This is a genomic window from Actinomycetota bacterium (genome assembly GCA_019347575.1).
Lineage (GTDB): Bacteria > Actinomycetota > Nitriliruptoria > Nitriliruptorales > Nitriliruptoraceae > JAHWKY01.
The window spans coordinates 1-19,413 of sequence record JAHWKY010000020.1 but is presented as its reverse complement, the minus strand read 5'-3'; the positions used below and the strand labels follow the sequence as shown (position 1 = coordinate 19,413).

Sequence of the window (19,413 nt, the reverse complement as noted above, 5' to 3'; positions counted from 1 at the left end):
TCAGGGCAGGACGCCGCCGCGTCGCTCACTCCGCTCCACCTCCAGGGCCGTCGTCCGCGCCTCGGCCGACGGACCCGTGGCGCCGCCGCTCTCCTCGTCGTCGGGATCAGGGATGCCGACCGCGGTGTGCCCCTCGCTGACGGGCAGGCGCAGCACCGACGGCGTGGCGTCAGCACCGGCCACCGCGATCGCGTTGGTCGCGTAGGTGTCGTCGTCGGGGACGAACGCGACGTTGCGGTTGTGCGAGCCGATCGCCAGACCGAGTCGCGCCCCGGCGGGCACGCGCCACTCCGTGTCGTCGAGCTCGACGGTCGCGCGGTACGGCTCCCCGGAGACGGCCGGGACGCTGGTGTCGAGCCCGTCGCGGTTGAGGATGTTGAGCATCCCGCGGGTGATCGCGATGCGCTGGCCGTCGGGGTACTGCTCGAACAGCACGACCGCGAGCTGGGTCGCGACCTCCTCGAGCCCACCCGGAGCCTCCGACACGACCTCGAGGTCGAGCAGCGGGGTACCCGAGATGCGCACCGATGCCTCGAGCGGCTCACCGAGGAACTGGGTGCACACGTACTCGGCCGGCAGGGAGGTCCGCGACGGCCGGCAGTCGCGCAGGAGCCGGGCCTCGGACAGCTGGGTGTCGGCGTCGGTCCAGGTCGTCGACGCCAGCACCTGACCGAGCTCATCGACCTCCTGAGCCGCCGCTCCGGTCAATCCGAGCGGCGCGTTGCGGGTCCGCAACGGCGGCCAGTGGTCGGCCTGGATGCGCTCACCTCCGCGCAGGCCGGAATCGACCCGCGGCAGCTCCATCACGCCAGTGTCGAGGCCGAGCAGCCAGTGGTCGAACCAGGCGTGGCGGATGTCGTCGGAGTCGTCGAAGTCGGCAGCGTTGTGGCCCCACTGGCCGATCACGAGCTTCTTGGGGTGATCGTCGGGCAGAGCTTGCCAGAACCGGGTCGAGCCGACCGGCTGGACGTTGATGTCGCGCCAGCCGCCCTCGATCAGCACCGACGCGGTCACGTTCCGCGCGTGCTGGCGGTAGTCGCGCTCGAGCCAGAAGTCGTCGTAGACGGGGTCGTAGCCGTAGCCGCGGATCTGGTGCTCGACGCGGCTGCACGGGTTGACGTGCCCGATCGTGGCCTCGGCCCAGGCGACCGGGTCGTCAGCGACGTTGAGCGGCGGCGCCGTGGCGTAGCCGTAGTCGAACAGCAGCGGCGTGCCGAAGCCGGAGAAGCGCCGGACCCCGTGCTCGTAGGGGTAGTCGTACCAGCGGTCGATCGCGACCTGGGGCACGATGGTGGTGAGGTGCTCGGGCGCCTCGATGGCGGTGGCGTACTGGGTGGTGCCGTCGTAGGAGCCGCCGATCATCCCCACCTTGCCGTTCGACCACGCCTGGCGGCCGAGGAAGTCCACGACGGCCGCGCCGGTCTCGCCCTCCTTCTTCCCGCCGAAGTCGTAACAGCCGCCCGAGTCCTTGGTCCCCACGAGATCGAAGATCGCCCGCGCGTACCCGCGTGGCACGTAGTAGCTGGCGACGCCGTCGCCGAAGCGGACCTCGGTGCCGATGGGGGTCGCGGTGAGGTTGTAGGGCGAGTACGTGAGGATCACGGGCACCTTCACGTCCGCGGGGACCACGGGGCGCTCGACCACGCCGTAGATGGTCCCGTGCTCGGTGGGGACGCGGTACTGCTCCACGACCGAGCTGCCGTAGATGGGCTGGCTCTGTCCGCTCGTCGTCTGGTGGTGGTCCGCGGCCACCGGCGACGCTGCAGCAGCAGCGGCCACGACGGTCAGGACGGCGATGGTGGCCAGGCCGCGACGGCGTGTGCCCACGTGAGCCCTTCCCTCGAGGTCGGGGGGAGCTTCGACGTGCTAGCGGGAGGTTCCTGCGCCGCTCATTTCGTGCTCTGTGGACTCGCGACGGCGGACGGTTCGGGGACGTCGACTTCGTCGGATCGCTCTGCCACACGCACGGGCAGCGTGACGATGAAGGTCGATCCGGCGCCGGGTTCGGACTCGACCCACACCTTGCCGCCGTGTGCCGTGACGAGCGACCGCACGATGTACAGCCCGAGGCCGGCGCCAGCGGCGCGTCCTTCGGTCGAGCGACGGAAGCGTTCGAAGATCAACTCCTGCTGGTCCTCCGGGATGCCCGGCCCGTTGTCGATCACGCCGATCCGCACCTCGCTGGCGCCGTGTGTGACCTCGACGTGGACGGGGGTCGCCGCGTCCGAGTACTTGACCGCGTTCTCGAGCAGGTTCGCGACGACCCGCGACAACGCGGTGGCGTCGCCGTAGACGACGGGGAGGTCGTCGGGGACGGTGCCCGTTATCGCACGGGGCTGACCGTCGCGAGCGATCGCGACCGCGTGCGCGCTGGCGACCGCGGCGTCGATGAGCTCGCGGATCATCACCGGCTTGCGCGCCAGGTCGGCGCCCGCGTCGGCGCTGGCGACGTTGAGGACCTCCTCGACCATGTCGCGCAGACGCTGGGCCTGGTCGCCGATCGAGGTGATCATCCGGTCACGGACCTCGCCCTCGACGGCGTCGGCGCGCTGTCCGAGCACGGACGAGAACCCGACGATGGCGGTGAGAGGGTTCTTGAGCTCGTGCACGAGCGTGGCGACGAACTCGCTGCGGCGCTCGAGGGCGGTCGCCAGCGACTCGACGCGCGACCGCTCCTCCTCGTAGCGACGGGCGTTGATCACCGCGGTCGCGGCCTGAGCCGCGAAGAGGGCGACTGACCGCAGCTGGATCTCGTCGAAGGGTGGCTGGCCCGCGCCACGTTCGACCGACAGCACGCCGATGAGCTCGTCGCCGGCCATCAGCGGCGCCGAGATGGACGAGCCCGGCTTGCCGGCGCGCTCGATGTGGCCGGGGAACTGGCTGGTGTCGAGACGCCCGCTGATGAGGAGCGGCTCGCGGTGGGCCACGACCCAGCCGGCGACGCCGCGATCCGCGGGATGCAGCGCCCCGCGTGGCGGCGCATCGGCGCCGGCGCTGACCGCCACAACCAGGTCGTCGCCCTCGAGGAAGGTGACCGATCCGCGCCTGGCGTCGGTCAGCTCGAAGACCGCGTCGAGCAGGACCTCGAGCACCTCCTCCATCGTCAGGTACGAGTTGACGAGGTGCCCGACGCGCGTCAACGTCGTCAGGTCGCTGATGCGGCTGTGGAGCGCGGCCGCGAGCACCTCCGCCTCGAACAACCGGCGGGTGAGGCTACGCAGCCGCCGCTCCTGGTCGACGACGTAGATCAGGAACGTCGCGCCGATGGCCAACAACGACCAGCGCAGGGTGGGCGAGTCCGGCATGACCTCGCTGGCGTCGATGCCCGACAGCGTGACGGCCAGGATCGCCGACACCCCCACCATGAACAGCGCCGCGACGCCCCACAGGTGAGCGCGACGGCGCTCGACCCTGTCCAGCGTGACGCTGATGTCGGGGTGGAGCTGACCGATCGACGCGCGCTCACGGCCACGCGTCGTGCCAGCCTTGGTGACGACGCCGTCCCCCACAGGACTCCCCTTCTTCCCTCGGTACATCTTTCGGCCGGATGCCGGGGAACTTGAAGTCCGAGCTCACCCTAACGGAGGCTAGGAGGGTGGTGCTCAGCGTGGTGTGCGGCTGGGCGATCTGGACCGGCCAGACGTGCGCCACAGTTGGGCACCACCCTCCTAGGGGGCGCTGTCACAGCTGCCCCGTACTCTGTCGCCGGTGGGCACGGGGATCGCCGCCGGGACGACGCCGGCGAGCCGACGCAGCCGCCAACGGGGAGGATCGTGCTCCACATCCACCGCGCCGAACGCTCCGACCGACTGGTCGGGGCGCTCGCTGACGTGCTCCGTGAGCCGCTCGCCGATCCGCTCGCCACCGAGGTCGTGGCGGTCCACTCGCGCGGCATCGAGCGGTGGATCGCCCAGGAGCTCGCGACCCGCCTCGGGGTCGGATCCCGGGGCGCTGACGGCGTCGCCGCGAACATCGATTTCCCGTTCCCGATGCGCCTCGTCGGCGACGTCCTCGCGACGACGACGGGGACCGACCCCGACGAGGACCCCTGGCATCCCGATCGGCTCGTGTGGTCGCTGCTCGAGCTCGTCGCCACGACCGAGGTCGCACCCGCCAGCCTCGGCCCGCTGGCGGCGCACCTCGGCGATGCGGGGGGACCCTCCAACCGCCGCTTCGCCGCGCTGCGGCACGTGGCCGACCTCTTCGACCGCTACGGCGTGCACCGCCCCGAGATGCTGCGGGCGTGGCTCCACGAGCGCGACGTGGGTGCCGACGGGGAGCCGCTGCGCCCCGACCTCGTGTGGCAGCCCCGCCTGTGGCGTGCGGTGAACGCATACGTCGGGCGACCATCGCCCGCGCAACGACTGGCGCGATGCGTCGAGGTCCTGCGGAGCACGCCCCGGACGGTCGAGCTGCCCGAGCGCATCGCGCTGTTCGGTCTGACCGCCATCCCCGCGAGCTCGGTCGAGGTGCTCGAGGCCCTGGCGCTGCACCGCGACGTGCACCTGTTGCTGCTCCACTCCTCGCCCGTGCTCTGGGATGCCATCCGCGAGCGCACCGACGGGGCGACCCTGCCCTTGCGCGAGCACGACCCCACCCGCGAGGCGGCACGGCACCCGATCGTGCGCTCGTGGGGCCGCGACGCCCGCGAGATGCAACTCGTGCTCTCCTCTGGCGACCGCGCATCCGCGCCGTCGATGGCGCCTCGCGTCGAGCCCGAACGGAGATCCGCAGGAGGGTCGCAACCGCTCACGTTGTTGGGTCGGTTGCAGCGGGACATCGTCGAGGACCGGCCGCTGCCGGCGCTCGGCGCCGAGCGCCCCGCCCTCGACGAGCACGACCGGTCGGTGCAGATCCACGGCTGCCACGGCCGCACGCGACAGGTCGAGGTGCTCCGCGACGCCGTCCTGCACGCCCTCGCCGACGACCCCACGCTCGAACCGCGCGACATCATCGTGATGTGCCCCGACATCGAGGACTTCGCCCCGCTGATCGAGGCCGTCTTCGGAGCCCAGGCCGTCGCGGACGACGACCGTCCCGGCCGACCCGACCTGCGGGTGCGGTTGGCCGACCGTTCGATCCGGCGCACCAACCCGCTGCTCCGCGTCGTCGCGGACCTGCTCGATCTCGCCGACGGCCGGCTCACCGCGTCCGAGGTGCTCGATCTCGCCACCCGCGAGCCGGTCCGGGACCGCTTCGGCTTCGACGACGACGCGGTCGAGCGCCTCGAGGCGTGGGTCGCCGACCTCAACGTCCGCTGGGGCATAGACGGGGCTCACCGCGCCGAGCACGACCTGCCCCCGATCGACGCCAACTCGTGGCGTGCCGGGCTCGACCGACTGCTCCTCGGGGTCGCCATGGCCGACGAGGAGTTCCGCCTGGTGGGTGACACCGCCCCCTACGACGGCATCGAGGGCACCGATGTCGACCTCGGTGGACGCTTCGTCGAGTTCGTCGAGCGGCTCGCCGACGCCGTCGCGTCGCTGCGCGCCGGCCAGCCCATCGGGGCGTGGCGCGGCGCGATCACCGCGGTCGCCGACGCGCTGACCGCCACCCGCTTCGAGACGCGCTGGCAGCGCGTGCAGCTCGCGAACGTGCTCGACGACGTCGTCGCCGAGGCGTCGCGCGACGGTGTGCCCAGTGCGGTGCCGTTGTCGCTGGCCGAGGTGCGCTCGCTGCTCGCCGACCGGCTCGCGGGGCGGCCGAGCCGTGCCGGGCAGCGCACCGGTGACCTGGTCGTGTGCACGCTCGTCCCGATGCGTTCGGTCCCCCACCGCCTCGTGTGCCTGCTCGGGCTGGATGACGAGAGCTTCCCACGCCGCAGTATCTCCGACAGCGACGACCTCGTGGACCGCGCGCCCCGCGTCGGCGATCGCGACCCCCGTTCCGAGGACCGTCAGCTGCTGCTCGACGCCGTCCTCGCCGCCACCGAGCAGCTCATCGTGACCTACCGCGCCCGTGACGAGCGCACCAACGAGCCGCGTCCACCGGCGGTCCCTCTCGGCGAGCTGTGCGATGTCATCGACCGCAGCGTGCGCACGTCGGACGGTGGTCCGGCCAGCGAGCGCATCACCATCCACCACCCGCTGCAGCCGTTCGACGCGCGCAACTACCGCGACGGCATGCTCGGGGTCCCTGGCCCCTGGAGCTTCGACGCCGACGGGTTGGACGCCGCGCGCGCGTCGTTGGCCGAGCGCGAGCCCGCACCGGCCTTCCTCACCGCCCCGCTGACCTCCGCCGACGACGCGGACACCATCGAGCTGCGCGATCTGATCGCGTTCCTGGCCCATCCGGTCAAGGCGTTCGTGCGGACGCGCATGCAGGTGTCGCTGCCGTCGAGCGCCGAGGAGCCCTCCGACGCCATCCCGATCGATCTCGACGGGTTGGCCAAGTGGGAGGTCGGCCAGCGCTTCATCGACGCCGCGATCGCGGGTCACGAGCGCGACCACGTGATCGCGACGCTCCGCGCTCGGGGCGTGCTGCCTCCCGGGGCGCTCGCCGACGAGGACCTCAGCGAGATCACTGCCACGACCGACTCGATCCTGGCGCTCGCAGCCGACCACGGCGCCAAGCCCGGCGCAGGTGAGACGCTCGACGTCACCGTCGACCTCGACGACGGGCGCACGATCGTCGGGGCGATCTCCGGCGTCCGGGGCGCCGTCGCGACGGCGCTGCGCTACAGCCGGCTCGGCGCCAAGCATCGGTTGGAGTCGTGGGTGCACCTGCTGGCCGCCACGGTCGCTCAGCCTGACCGAGACCTCACGGTCGTGACGGCGGGGCGGCGCCAGCGCGGCGGGGACGGGGCATCGGTGTCGGTCCTCACCGGTACCAGCCACGACGACGCGCGGATGCACCTGCAGCGGCTCGTCGCCCTGTACGACCGGGGACTGTGCGAGCCGCTGCCGCTGCCGTGCGACACCGCGCTGGCGTGCCTCGAGTCGATCCTGCACAACAAGCCGCCGGACGCCTACGCCACCAAGCGCTGGGAGGCGACGCCGTACCGATCGTGGTCGGAGAACGCCGATGACTACCACGTGCTGGCGTTCGGGCGCGCTCTACCGTTCGCCGACCTCGCACGCCGGTCGGTGCGCGACGACGAGCGCAGCGATGCGCTGGCAGCCCTCGTGTCGCGGGCCGCTCTCGAGCGGGCGGAGTGGCTGCACCGCAAGACCGATCCCCCACCTCTCGACCTGATCGCCGACGAGGCCAAGAAGGTCGAGGCGGCGCTGCTGAGCCAGATCGACCAGGACAGCCGTCTGCTGCACCTCGCCGCGAGCCTGTGGCACCCCCTGGTCAGCTGCGAGACCGTGAAGGATCTGTCGTGACGGACGTCATGTCGCTGACCGACCCGCTCCCTCGGGGCACGACCGTCCTCGAGGCGAGCGCGGGCACCGGCAAGACCTACACCATCGCCGGCCTCGCCACCCGCTACGTCGCCGAAGGACACGCGCGGCTGCCCCAGCTGCTCATCCTCACCTTCACGCGCGCGGCGACCGCGGAACTGCGCGAACGCGTGCGGCGTCGTCTCGTGACCGCCACGACCCACCTCGAGGCCGTACTGGCGGGCGGGGCGCCGTCTACCAGCGATCCGGTGCTCGGGCTGATCGCCGACGTCGAGGACGACGAGCTGGCTCTGCGTCACGCCCGCCTGAGCGAGGCGCTGACGGAGTTCGACGCCGCGACGATCAGCACGATCCACGGCTTCTGCCAGCACGTACTGCAGGGCCTGGGGCTGGCCAGCGACCTGGAGCGCGATGCCGAGCTGGTCGAGGACCTCGCGGACCTCGTCGAGGAGACCGTCGACGACTGCCTCGTCCGGCGCTTCCACGGTGGCGGCGATGGGCAGTTGCCTCGCCGGAAGGCGCTCGAGATCGCCCGTGTGGTGATGGGCAACCCCATCACCCCGCTGCTACCCCTCCAGACCGACAACCCCATCGCGCGGCTGCGGGTCGACCTCGCGTACGCGATCCGCGACGACGCCGAACGACGCAAGCGTCGCAGCCGCCGCATCAGCTACGACGACCTGCTCACGCGGCTGCGTGCGGCCGTCCTCGACGAGGCGCGCGGGCACGACGTGCGCAGGGCGATCCGCGACCACTACACGATCGCGTTGATCGACGAGTTCCAGGACACCGACCCGGTGCAGTGGGACATCCTGCGGGCCACGTTCGAGGATGCCGACGGCTCCGCGCTCGTGCTCATCGGAGATCCCAAGCAGGCCATCTACGCCTTCCGTGGCGCGGACGTGTACGCCTACCTCGCCGCCGTCCGCACGCCATCGGTCACGCGCCGGACGCTGGGGACCAACTGGCGCTCCGACGCGCGCCTGCTGCGAGCCCTCGAGTGCGTCCTGGCGGGCGCGACGTTCGGCGAGGACGACATCGCGTTCCGCCCGGTCGATCACGCGCCCGCGCACGCCGACCCGAGGCTCGTGGGGGCGCCGGTCGACGCGGCCTTCCGTCTGCGCCTGGTCCCCCGTCACGATCGGATGCGCGTGTACCAGCGCAAGATCAACGCCGACCAGGCGCGCAACCACATCGCCGATGACGTCGCCGACGACATCGTCACGTTGCTGTCCTCCGATGCCCACATCGTCGACCGCGACGCCGACGGCACCGAGCGCCGGGACCGCGTCGCCCCCGGCGACGTCGCCGTGCTGGTGCGCAGCAACGACGAGGCCGCGCGCGTCCACGCCGCGCTCGTGGCCGCGGGCGTGCCCGCGATCATCAACGGTGTCGGCAGCGTGTTCGAGACCGCCGCGGCGAGCGACTGGCTCCGGCTGCTCGAGGCGATCGAGCGCCCCGCGTCGGGGGCGCGGGTCCGGGCCCTGGCGCTGTCGGCGTTCGTGGGCTGGAACGGTGACCGTGTCGCGGCAGCCAGCGACGACGACTGGGACGACCTGCACGACGCGGTCCACCACTGGACCGACGTGCTGCGCAACCGCGATGTCACCTCGCTGCTGCGGACCGTGGTCCTGCAGCAGCGGGTCCACGCGCGGCTGCTCGGTCGCCCCGATGGCGAGCGCCACGTCACCGACCTCGAGCACATCGGCGAGCAGCTCCACGCGGCCGCCGCGGCCGAGCATCTCGGACCCACGGCGCTGACGTCGTGGCTGCGGGCGCGCATCGACGAGGCGCGTCGCACCGCCGAAGGCGACGACGAGAAGCTGCGCCGGCTCGAATCGGACGACGACGCGGTGCAGATCCTCACCATCCACCGTGCCAAAGGCCTGCAGTTCCCCATCGTCTACGTGCCCTTCCTGTGGTCGTCCGGCGGGTTCGAGACCGACATCCACTCCTTCCACGGCCCCGACGGGGCGCGCACGATCGACGTCGGCGGGGAGGACACACCCGAGGCGAACGCGCACCGGGAACGCGCCGAGCACGAGGAGCGCGGCGAGCAGCTGCGGCTGCTCTACGTCGCGCTCACCCGCGCCGAGCACCAGGTCGTCGCCTACTACGCCCCCGCCGGCAAGCCCGAGTGGTCCGCGATGGGGCGGGTGCTGTTGAACCGGGTGGGGCGCGACACGTGCGTGACGACCAACCCCTCGCGGGTGCTCGACGACGACCGCATCCTCGAGCTGTGCCGCTCCATCGAGGGACGTGCCGAGGGGACGTTCGTGGTCGAGACCACACCACCGCAGCCGGTCGCGGGACCGTGGTCGCCCCGGGATGCGGCCCAGCCGGACCTGCGCGCGGCGCCGTTCGAGCGCCCCATCGACACCGCGTGGCACCGCACCTCCTACAGCGCGGTCGCGGCCGATCCCCGTAGTGACGTCGAGCGCAAGGTCGCCAGCGAACCCGAGACCGACACCACCGACGACGAGCCATCCGTGATCCCGCTCGTGGCGGATGACGATCTGGCGTCGTTGCACGCGCACGCATCACCCTGGAGCGATCTGGCTGGCGGAGCCGAGGTCGGCACCTTCGTGCACGCCGTGCTCGAGGGATCCGACTGGGCCGCCGACGACCTCGACGACGAGCTGACGACCCACGTCGCGCGGCAGGCGCAGCGGCGCCAACTCGACATCGCAGACGCCGCCCCGTGGGTCTCGGCACTGATGCACGTGATCGCGACCCCCCTCGGCCCTCTGACCGACGGGCGGACGCTCGCCTCGTTCCCCCGCCGCGACCGGCGTGACGAGATGGCCTTCGAGCTGCCGCTCGCCGGAGGCGTCACGCCCACGACGCGGGTCCGGGTCGGTGACATCGCCCACCTGCTCCGCACCCACCTCCCCCACACCGACCCCCTCGCCGGTTACGCCGACGACCTGCCCACCTGGATGCTCGAGCGGGACCTCCGCGGCTTCCTCACGGGCAGCATCGACGTGGTGCTCCGAGTGGACGATCGCTACGTCGTCGTCGATCACAAGACCAACCGACTGGCGCCCCGCGACGAGCCGCTGACCGCGTGGCACTACCGCCCCGCCGCCCTCGCCGAGGCCATGCGCCACAGCCACTACCCGCTGCAGGCGCTGCTCTACAGCGCCGCCCTGCACCGCTACCTGCGCTGGCGCGTTGCCGGCTACGACGCGGCCCGCCACCTCGGGGGCGTGCTCTACCTGTTCGTCCGCGGGATGCTGGGCGCGGACACGCCCACGGTCGGCGACGACGTCTGCGGAGTGTTCACCTGGCGGCCGCCGAGCGCCCTCGTGACCGGACTCAGCGACCTGCTCGACGGCGCCGAGATCGCGGCGTGACGACTCCGAGTCCACCCCCCAGGCCGGCAACGCCGGCCCCTCCCCCCTCAAGGGGGGAGGCATGATCGAGCGCGAACCCTCCGACGTGCGCTCGGTCGCACGCCCACCGCAGCGCCTCGCACCGTTCAACGCGGCGGGCATCCTCGGACCCGCGGACGTCCACGCCGCACGCGTCATCTGCCGGCTGACCGGCGAGAACCGCGACGACGTCCTGCTCGCGATCGCCCTGACCGTCCGCGCGCCCCGATTCGGTCACGTCTGCGCCGACCTCGCGACGGTCGCCGACACGGTCGCGCCCGACGACGACGCGACCGTTCCCACCGACGCGCTGGCCTGGCCCGACCTCGCCGACTGGGTCGAGCTCGTGCGCAGCTCCCCCGCCGTCGCGATCGGGACGCCGGACCGTGACGGCGAGCCCACCCTGTTCGACGCGGTGAGCGCCGGGCACCAGCCGCTCACGCTCGTCGACACGCGGCTGTACCTCGACCGCTACTGGCGCTACGAGCGGCGTGTGGCGACCGAGCTGGAGCGGCGGGCGCAGCTCGCCGAGGCGCGGGTCGACGACCGCGCGCTCGCCGCCATCCTCGACCGCCTCTTCCCTGGCGTCGAGGACGACGATCGCCAGCGTGTGGCTGCCGAGACCGGCGTCCGCCGCCGGGTCGCGGTCATCGCCGGCGGGCCGGGCACGGGCAAGACCACCACGGTCGCGCGGCTACTCGCGACGCTGCACGAGGTGGCCGAGGTAGGCGGGGCGCGGGCGCCTCGGGTCGGCCTGGCCGCACCGACCGGGAAGGCCGCCGACCGCTTGACGGTCGCGATCCACGACGCCGCCGGCGAGCTCGACACGTCCCACGAGGTGCGCGACCGGCTACGCGGGTCGACCGCGACGACCCTGCACCGTCTGCTCGGTTGGAACCCGGGCAACCCCACGCGCTTCCGCCACCGCGCCGAGGACCCCCTCCCCCACGACGTCATCGTGGTCGACGAGACCTCGATGGTGTCGCTCGCGCTCATGGCGAAGCTGCTCGACGCGCTCCGGGAGGACGCCCGCATCGTGCTCGTGGGGGACCCCGACCAGCTCCAGTCGGTCGAGGCGGGCACCGTGTTCGGCGACATCGTCGGTCCCGCAGCGACCGCTGGCGCAGGTGGCAGCGATCCGGAGCGACCGGTCCGCGCCAGCGACGGTGCCCGAACCGCTGCGGCTCCGGCGGAGCCGCACGGCGCCATCGCCGCTGGCATCGTGGTGCTGACCCGGGTGCACCGCTTCCGCGAAGACTCGGGGATCGCCGCACTGGCCACCGCGGCCAGGTCCGGCGACGCTGACACCGCGGTCGACGTGCTGCGCGGCGGCTACGACGACCTGACCTGGCTCGACGCGCCCGGAGATGCCGACCGCAGCGCCGACCACCTCGGCACGGTGCACGACGCGGTGTGCGGCGCCGGCGGGGCGGTCGTGCGCGCGGCGATGGCTGGGCGCGTCGACGAGGCACTCGCCCACCTGCACGAGCTGCGCGTGCTCTGCGGGCACCGCCGGGGCCCCGCCGGCGTCTCGGGGTGGGTGCCACTGATCGAGTCGTGGCTCACAGCGGCCGCACCGGGCTTCGCCCCCCACCGCACGTGGCACGAGGGCCGCCCCGTGCTCGTCACCAGCAACGACCGCCGCCTCGGGCTGTGGAACGGCGACCAGGGCGTGACCGTCGTGGGTGACGACGACCGCCTCGTCGTGGCGTTCCCCGGACCGGACGGGGCGCGCCTGTTCCGCCCCACCCGTCTCGAGGACGTCGAGACGGTCCACGCGATGACGATCCACAAGAGCCAGGGCAGCCAGTTCGGCCACGTGGTCGTCGTCTTGCCCGACCCGACCTCGCGCGTGCTGACCCGCGAGCTGCTGTACACCGCAGTCACCCGCGCGCAACAGCGCCTCACCGTGCTCGGGACCGAGGCCTCGGTCCGTGCCGGGGTCGAGCGAGGCGTCGCGCGCAACTCCGGACTCCGCGAGTTGTTGTGGGGGTAGCGTTCACCCCATGGGTGACGGCTACGTCAGGTACGAGCGGCGGGGCGCGGTGCTGATCGCGACCCTCACCCGCCCCGACCGTCGCAACGCCTACGACGGGCCGGGCCTGCACGCCGTCGGGGCGCTGCGGGGCGTGCTCGATGGCGACCCCGACCTGCGCGTCGGCGTGGTGACGGGAGCGGGCGACGACTTCTGCGCCGGGGCGGACATCGCGGCGGCCGCCGGCGGCGGGTTCGATGACCCGCCCTACCCCGAGGTCGCCGACGGGCTCGCCGACAAGCCGGTGATCGCGGCGATCGAGGGCGTGTGCCTCGGCGGCGGGATGATGATCGCGACCGGTGCCGACCTGCGCATCGCCGGACGGTCGGCGCGGTTCGGCCTGCCCGAGGCGCGCTGGAACCTGCCCACGCCGTGGCTGGCGGCGCTGGCGCGGCGGATCGCACCCGGGCACGCGCTCGAGCTGGCGCTGCTGGCCGACGAGCAGGCGCCAGCGGAGCGACTCGCCGAGATGGGCTTCCTCAACCGCGTCGTGGACGACGGCGGGGCGCTCGGGGCGGCTCTGGCCTGGGCGGAGCGCATCGCGGTGCTCGCCCCGGCGGCTCTGCGTGATTCCAAGGTGCTGACGTACGCGGCGTCGACGCAGCCTCCCGACGAGCTCGCCGAGGTCGCCCGACGACGAGCGCTCGAGCTGGTCGACATGGACGACACTCGCGAGGGTGCCGCGGCCTTCGCCGAGGGCCGCGCCCCGCGGTTCACCGGCCGATAGTGGGAGGCGAACGATGACCGCGTTGGTCACCGGCGCGAGCCGCGGCATCGGCCGCGCGGTCGCGCTCGAGCTCGCTAGCCGCGGCATCCCGGTCGTGGCGACGATGCGCGATCCGGCCGCTGGTGAGGATCTCGTCTCGAGCGGTGGTGCGATCGAGATCGCCCGGCTCGACGTGACCGATCCCGACACGATCGAGGTGCCCGACGACCTGACCATCCTGGTCAACAACGCCGGCATCGAGTGCGACTACCTGCCGGTGGAGCACCAGCCGCTCGAGGACTGGCGCAGGGTGTTCGAGACCAACCTGTTCGGACTGGTCGAGGTGACACGCCGCGCCATCCACGTGCTGCGAGCTGCCGGCGGTGGGGTCATCGCGAACGTCACGTCCTCGTCCCTCGTGGTGCCGATGCCGTTCTACGGTGTGTACCGCGCGTCGAAGGCGGCGGTCGGGGCGCTGTCGGAGACCCTGCGGGTCGAGCTCGCCCCGTTCGGGATCAGCGTCGTCGAGGTGCTGCCCGGCCCGGTCGCCACCGACATGCTCGCCGCCTCAGCGCGGGTCCCCGAGGCAGCGGCGTTCGACGGCTACGCCGAGCTGGCCGGCCACGCCCACGCAGGGAGGCTGGCGATCGAGCCGATGACCACCGCCGTCGACGAGGCTGCGGTCCGCATCGTCGACGCCATCACCGCGGCGGCACCACCGATGAAGGTCGGCGCGGACCCGCTGGGTCAGCAGCTGCTCGACGCGTGGCTCGACGATCCACGCGCGCTCCTCGGCATCACCCGGCCGACCTGAGTGCCCGTCGAGTCTCCATCGATGTAGGTACTTCGCACCCTCTGCGGTTGCGATGTACCAACACGGATGTGACCGTCAGGAGCTGACGGCGGCTCGGGCGGCCTGGATGCGCTCCCACACCTCGGCATCGACGGGGATCGGCTCGGCGCGGACCTCGCCGGCGCGGATGGGCTCGCCGCAACGGTCGCAGGTGACGTGAGGACGGGTCACCTCGCCGCACGTGGTGTGGGTCAAGATCACCGGCGCCGGTCCGTCGCCGGTCCAGCGGTCGCCCCACCACATCATCGCCAGGATGACCGGTAGCAGCTCGCGGCCCTTGGCCGTCAGCACGTACTCCGACCGGGGCGGGTGCTCCTCGTAGAGCCTGCGCTCGAGCACGCCGGCCTCGACGAGTTCGTTGAGTCGGTTGGTCAGCACGTTGCGCGCGATGCCGAGGTCGCGTTGGAAGTCCTCGAACCGCCGCACGCCGTAGAGCGCGTCGCGGATGATGAGCAGCGCCCAGCGCTCACCCACCACGTCGAGCGTGCGGGCGATCGAGCAGGCCATCGCGCCGAAGTCGGTTCCCATGGATCCCATCGTAGCCCGTGAGTTGCGTTGCGCAACTGACCCCGGCTATCGTCCGTTGCGTTCCGCAACTAACTCGCCAAGCTCGACGTCGCCAGGACGTCGAGCCAGCCCCGGAGGTGACAACGATGAGGATCCAGGACCGTCGCGGCATCGCCCTCGCGACACTGCTCGCCACCCGCACCGTGGGACGCGTGTCGCGTCGCGCGGCCGCCCCGCTGGCCGGGGCGTTGTGGTTCACGCCGTGGCGGGTCGAGACCCCCCGGGCCCGTGCTGGCGGTGATGCGTGGCTCGAACGCGCGACCCGGCTCGAGTTGCCCGACGGCCTCGCGGGCGCCGCCACCGGCGACGGCCCCACGGTGTTGCTGGTCCACGGCTGGGGCACGCGCGGGGCGACGATGCGCGTGGCGGCCGACGCCCTCGCGGCCGCGGGCTACCGCGCCGTGGTGATGGACCTGCCCGCGCACGGCGACAGTCCGGGGCGCCGCACGAACCTGTACGAGGCTGCCGCCGCTGTGCGCACCGTCGCCGAGACGGTCCACGCCCGCGCGGTCGTCGCGCACTCGATCGGTGGCCCCACGACGCTCCTCGCGCTCGACGCCGCTCTCGAGGTCGACGCGGTCGCCCTGATCGCTCCAGCGGTGCGTCTGGACGAGGCGGTGGCTCGGTTCGTCGAACGCTTCCGCTTGCCCCGGCGCGCCGCCGAGGGGCTGTGGGATCGCATCGAGGCCCGGTTCGGACCCGAGGTGTGGGCCGCCGTGGCGGCGGAGCGGATCGTCACCGGGCTCGACGTGCCCGGCTTGGTCGTCGGCGACCGTGATGACCCGGAGGTAGCGATCGCGAGCATCGAACGGCTGGCACGTGCCTGGCCCGGTGCGCGGCTGGTGACGACGTCGGGTCTCGGCCACGACCGCGTGCTCCGCGACGACGGCGTGGTCGCGGAGGTCGCCGGGTTCATCGTGGAGCACGTCCCGAGCCGCCCCCTCGTCACGACCTAGAGCAGTGGGAGCAGTTCGAGGCGTATCTGCCTCGTTCCGCTCCCACTCGGTGCGCGGCAGCGCCAGCGGGAGCAGTTCGGGGCCCATCTGCCTCGTTCTGCTCCCACTCGGTGCGCGGCAGCGGCAGCGGGGCGCGCCCTACGCGGGGTCGAGCGAGCGCAGCTGGGCCTCGTAGTCCCCCTGCGCCCGGACGGGCCCGCTGCGCACGTCGCTGCTGCCCTCCTCGCGGACGGGCAGGAAGTCCTCACGACGGATCCACGAGGTCGTGGTCTGCTCCCCCTCGACCTGGCCCGACAGCTGCGTGGTGGTCCGCGCCACGACCGTGATCACCTCGGTGCCGCCGATGGTCAGCGCCTCCTCGCGGAGCACCTCGATGGTGACGTCGGCCTGGGTCTCGCCGTCGTCCATCGTGAACGTGAGCCGGTCCCCTGGTGCCGCGTTCGGAGTGGCGATCAGCTCGGGCGGGTCGAGGACCCACTCACGCTCGTCGGTGAAGCCCTCGCTGACCACCGTGGTCACCCTCAAGCGGGCGAGCGACACCCCCTCGGTCGAGAAGACCAGGGTCGACTCGGTCACCGAGCCGCGCCCGTTCTCGCCCCGCATGTCACGGACCGACACCTGGGTCGCGCCGTCGGCGGGGCGCACCGTCAGGGTGGTCTCGGGCGGTAGCTCGCGCTCGCCGGTGAAGCTGGTCGACGTCGATCCGTTCGTGTCGTAGGTGTAGGTCCCCGGTCGGCGCATCGGCACGTCGGCCGGAGGTGGCTGCTCGCCGCTGGGCTCGGCGGACGGTTCGGTCTCGGCACCGGCCGGCGGACGCGTGACGGGCGCCGCCTGTCCCTCGCCGGTCGGCGCCCCGCCGGGGGTCGGGCTCGGGGCGGCCCCGATCGAGGTCGGGATGGCGGTCGGCGCGACGACGTCGTCGTCGCCGGTCGGTGGCAAGGCACTCGTGGCGGTCGCGGTCGGTTCGGACAGCGGCAGGCCCGTGACGGGATCCACCGGCACGCGCGACCCGCATGCGGTCCCCGTCGCGAGCGCGACGACGACTGCGAGCAGGATCGGACGGCGCAGCGGGGCGCTCCAGGTCGGGAGGAGCATGGAAGGTACCGACCGCTCGCGTTCCCTCTAACGTTCCCCCGTCGCACCGGAGGGCCAACGTGATCATCCGCATGTGGCACGGCTGGACGTCAGCAGACGACGCGGACGACTACCAGCACCTGCTCGACTCGCACATCCTCCCGGCGATCATCGCGCGCGGCATCGTGGGCCTGCACGGGATCGACGCGATGCGGCGGGACGTCGGCGACGAGGTCGAGTTCGTGACCGTGATGAACTTCGAGGACCACCAGGCGGTGGAGGAGTTCGCGGGGGCCGAAGCCACCGCATCGGTCGTCCCCGACGAAGCACGCGAGCTGCTGCTGCGGTTCGACGAGCACTCAGCCCACTACGAGCTGGTGACCCGCCACCTCGCCCCGTACGACACCGCCGTCCGCCGCCCCCCGGACGCCGAAGGGTCCCCCTGACATCGGAGCCGCCGAGACCACGCTCTCGGCGGCGAGTGACGTGCCAGGCCAGCGACCGAGACCGCGCTCTCGGTCGCGTGCACGGTGCGAGCATCGGATCGACGACGCGGATGCGGCGTCGACAAAGGGCGGGAGGCGCCGTCGCCAGAGGGAGTCAGGCCGAGGCAGGCGGTTCGAGGTCGCGGTCGAGGCGCAGGCCGACCTCGCGGAGCGTCTCCTCCACGGCGCGCTGCATCTGCTCGGCGAGGAAGGGACGCACGACCTCGAGCGCGATGGGGCGCAGGCGCTGCACGGTCTCGATGACCTCGCCGGGGTCGCCATCGCCGCCCGCGGCTTCGAACGGCCGCACGACGTGCTCCTCGACGATCCCGACGAAGCGTCGCGCGATGTCGGCCAGGTCGGCGCGGACCGCCACGACCAGGTCGAAGATCGCGCGCAGGGGCACACCGGCTCGGGCGAGCTCAGCGCCGGCTTCGATCAGCAGCGGGGAGCGGGCCACGAAGCCATCGGCGTCGGGTTCGAGCAACCCGAGTCGCACCGCACGTTCGACGAGGGCGGGGTCGTCGGCGGCCTCGGGGAAGCGCTCGACGAGCTCGTCGAGGCCGTAGCGGCGCGGCTCCTCCTCGGCGAACGGGGCGGTGAGCAGGTGGCGGAAGCCCAGCAGGTGGCCGAGGTCGCCACCGGATGACCACGCGTCGAGGGTGTGGCGGATGGCCTCGAGGCTGAAGCCGCGCTCCTGCAGCTCGCCGATCAGCTCGAGCCGGCGCAGGTGCTCCTCGCCGTAGTAGCCGGTGCGGCCCTCGAGCTCCGGCGCGGGCAGAAGGCCACGCTGCTGGTACGCACGGATGTTGCGCGAGGTGACCCCCGCACGCTGGGCGAGCTCGTCGATGCGCAACCGCATATCGGCCACTGTACCACGGACTTGCGTCCCATCACAACATGTGCCATCATCAGGTGTCAGATAAGGTCTTTAACCCAGGAGCTATACGGTGCCTTCCACCACCACGACCACCACGTTCACGCCGATCGAGGCGTTCACGCCCGTGACGCTCGACGAGCCGCCCGCGCGTGCCCTCGCCCGCGTGCCGGCCGAGACGGCCGCTTTCCGGGAGTGGTTCGTGCGCCAGGGCCAGGTCGATGCACTGGTGTCGCGCTCGCTGGTGACCCTGCCCTATCCGCGCAGCTACGCGCTGTGGGAGGCGTGCAGCGCCCCGGTCCCCTACGTGTGGATGACCAACCGCGTGATGGTCGTGCGCTGGCGCGAGGGCGACCGCACCGTGACGCTGCTCGCCGAGCCTTCCGACTACGAGCTCGGGATCGAGACGCCCTACCTGCAGACCAGCGTCGAGCGTCTGCCGCTGCACAAGGACCGCGCCATCGAGTGGTTCTTCCGCCGCCACGCCACCGTCACCGACCACCTCGCCGACCTCGGCATCGCACCCGAGGACGTCGACTACCTCGTCTTCGACCACCTGCACACCCAGGACATCCGGCGCCTGATCGGCACGACCGCCCCGGCCCCCGACCTCGGGTACCCGGATGCTCCGGTCCCGGCGGCGTTCCCCAACGCGCGCCTGATCGTGCCGCGCACCGAGCTCGAACACGTCCGCGAGGTGCACCCCTTCCAGGCCCGCTTCCACCAGCCCGACACCTACCGCGACATCGATGAGTCCCGGTTGCTGCTGATCCACGGCGACGTGCTGGTCGGTCCCGGCGTGGCGCTGCTCGCAGCTCCGGGGCACACACTCGGCAACCTCACGCTGGTGTTCAACACGCCCCGCGGGATCTTCACCTCGTCCGAGAACGGGGTCGCGGTCGACTGCTACGTCCCCGAGCACAGCCGCCTGCCGGGGGTGCGCCGCTGGGCCCGTGAGCAGAAGCTCGACGTGGTGCTGAACTTCAACACGCCCGAGTTCGCGAGCCTGCAGTACAACGCGATGATCCGCGAGAAGCTGCTCGCCGACCCGGTGCCCGGCAACGAGCGCTTCCCGCAGGTGCTGCCGTCGTCGGAGCTCGCCCGCCACCCCCTCGCGCCCGGCATCAAGCCGACCTACGCGCA

The 19,413-nt window shown here is 72.4% G+C and carries 13 protein-coding genes; 8 read left to right on the top strand and 5 right to left on the bottom strand.

What is annotated here, in order from left to right:
* The gene (locus KY469_14005; GenBank protein ID MBW3664209.1) at window positions 1-1,827 is read right to left on the bottom strand and encodes a CocE/NonD family hydrolase; all 1,827 of its coding nucleotides are present in this window, start codon (window positions 1,825-1,827) and stop codon (window positions 1-3) included.
* A 62-nt stretch (window positions 1,828-1,889) separates the two neighbouring features.
* On the bottom strand, window positions 1,890-3,509 hold the full coding sequence (locus KY469_14000; GenBank protein ID MBW3664208.1) for a GAF domain-containing protein: 1,620 nt from the start codon (window positions 3,507-3,509) through the stop codon (window positions 1,890-1,892).
* 264 nt (window positions 3,510-3,773) lie between these two features.
* On the opposite strand from KY469_14000, the gene recC reads away from it, so the two are divergent.
* The 5 genes from recC to KY469_13975 all read left to right on the top strand — a co-directional run bounded on the left by recC (window position 3,774) and on the right by KY469_13975 (window position 14,272).
* Window positions 3,774-7,325: an exodeoxyribonuclease V subunit gamma gene (recC, locus tag KY469_13995; protein MBW3664207.1), complete on the top strand. Its 3,552-nt coding sequence runs from the start codon at window positions 3,774-3,776 to the stop codon at window positions 7,323-7,325.
* 8 nt (window positions 7,326-7,333) lie between these two features.
* Entirely contained in the window at window positions 7,334-10,699 is a 3,366-nt protein-coding gene (locus tag KY469_13990) for a UvrD-helicase domain-containing protein (GenBank protein ID MBW3664206.1), read from the top strand.
* Window positions 10,700-10,760: 61 nt separating this feature from the next.
* On the top strand, window positions 10,761-12,713 hold the full coding sequence (gene recD / locus KY469_13985; protein MBW3664205.1) for an exodeoxyribonuclease V subunit alpha: 1,953 nt from the start codon (window positions 10,761-10,763) through the stop codon (window positions 12,711-12,713).
* 10 nt (window positions 12,714-12,723) lie between these two features.
* Window positions 12,724-13,479, top strand: coding sequence for an enoyl-CoA hydratase/isomerase family protein (locus KY469_13980; protein MBW3664204.1), 756 nt, complete (start codon window positions 12,724-12,726; stop codon window positions 13,477-13,479).
* A 13-nt stretch (window positions 13,480-13,492) separates the two neighbouring features.
* Window positions 13,493-14,272: an SDR family NAD(P)-dependent oxidoreductase gene (locus tag KY469_13975; GenBank protein ID MBW3664203.1), complete on the top strand. Its 780-nt coding sequence runs from the start codon at window positions 13,493-13,495 to the stop codon at window positions 14,270-14,272.
* 75 nt (window positions 14,273-14,347) lie between these two features.
* Here KY469_13975 and KY469_13970 read toward each other — a convergent pair whose 3' ends face one another.
* Complete coding sequence (locus KY469_13970; GenBank protein MBW3664202.1) at window positions 14,348-14,839, bottom strand: helix-turn-helix transcriptional regulator; 492 nt, start codon at window positions 14,837-14,839, stop codon at window positions 14,348-14,350.
* A 125-nt stretch (window positions 14,840-14,964) separates the two neighbouring features.
* Between KY469_13970 and KY469_13965 the strand changes: the two genes are divergently transcribed.
* Window positions 14,965-15,834 carry an alpha/beta hydrolase gene (locus tag KY469_13965; protein MBW3664201.1) on the top strand — a complete coding sequence of 290 codons (870 nt, stop codon included), beginning with the start codon at window positions 14,965-14,967 and terminating at the stop codon, window positions 15,832-15,834.
* Between the two features lie 138 nt (window positions 15,835-15,972).
* On the opposite strand, the gene KY469_13960 is transcribed toward KY469_13965, so the two are convergent.
* Window positions 15,973-16,929, bottom strand: coding sequence for a DUF3108 domain-containing protein (locus KY469_13960; GenBank protein MBW3664200.1), 957 nt, complete (start codon window positions 16,927-16,929; stop codon window positions 15,973-15,975).
* A 59-nt stretch (window positions 16,930-16,988) separates the two neighbouring features.
* Between KY469_13960 and KY469_13955 the strand changes: the two genes are divergently transcribed.
* Complete coding sequence (locus KY469_13955) at window positions 16,989-17,354, top strand: antibiotic biosynthesis monooxygenase (protein MBW3664199.1); 366 nt, start codon at window positions 16,989-16,991, stop codon at window positions 17,352-17,354.
* Between the two features lie 154 nt (window positions 17,355-17,508).
* Here the strand turns inward: KY469_13955 and KY469_13950 are convergent, their stop codons facing one another.
* Window positions 17,509-18,249 carry a MerR family transcriptional regulator gene (locus KY469_13950; protein MBW3664198.1) on the bottom strand — a complete coding sequence of 247 codons (741 nt, stop codon included), beginning with the start codon at window positions 18,247-18,249 and terminating at the stop codon, window positions 17,509-17,511.
* Window positions 18,250-18,343: 94 nt separating this feature from the next.
* Here KY469_13950 and KY469_13945 point away from each other — a divergent pair.
* Window positions 18,344-19,413 (top strand): hypothetical protein (locus KY469_13945; protein MBW3664197.1); only part of this gene is annotated, 1,070 nt, incomplete at its 3' end.

Bases quoted from the DNA above. Each gene is read 5' to 3' on its own strand.
- KY469_13990 (MBW3664206.1), top strand. From the start codon at position 7,334: ATGTCGCTGACCGACCCGCTCCCTCGGGGCACGACCGTCCTCGAGGCG.
- recD (MBW3664205.1), top strand. From the start codon at position 10,761: ATGATCGAGCGCGAACCCTCCGACGTGCGCTCGGTCGCACGCCCACCG.
- KY469_13980 (MBW3664204.1), top strand. From the start codon at position 12,724: ATGGGTGACGGCTACGTCAGGTACGAGCGGCGGGGCGCGGTGCTGATC.
- KY469_13975 (MBW3664203.1), top strand. From the start codon at position 13,493: ATGACCGCGTTGGTCACCGGCGCGAGCCGCGGCATCGGCCGCGCGGTC.
- KY469_13970 (MBW3664202.1), bottom strand. From the start codon at position 14,839: ATGGGAACCGACTTCGGCGCGATGGCCTGCTCGATCGCCCGCACGCTC.
- KY469_13965 (MBW3664201.1), top strand. From the start codon at position 14,965: ATGAGGATCCAGGACCGTCGCGGCATCGCCCTCGCGACACTGCTCGCC.
- KY469_13960 (MBW3664200.1), bottom strand. From the start codon at position 16,929: ATGCTCCTCCCGACCTGGAGCGCCCCGCTGCGCCGTCCGATCCTGCTC.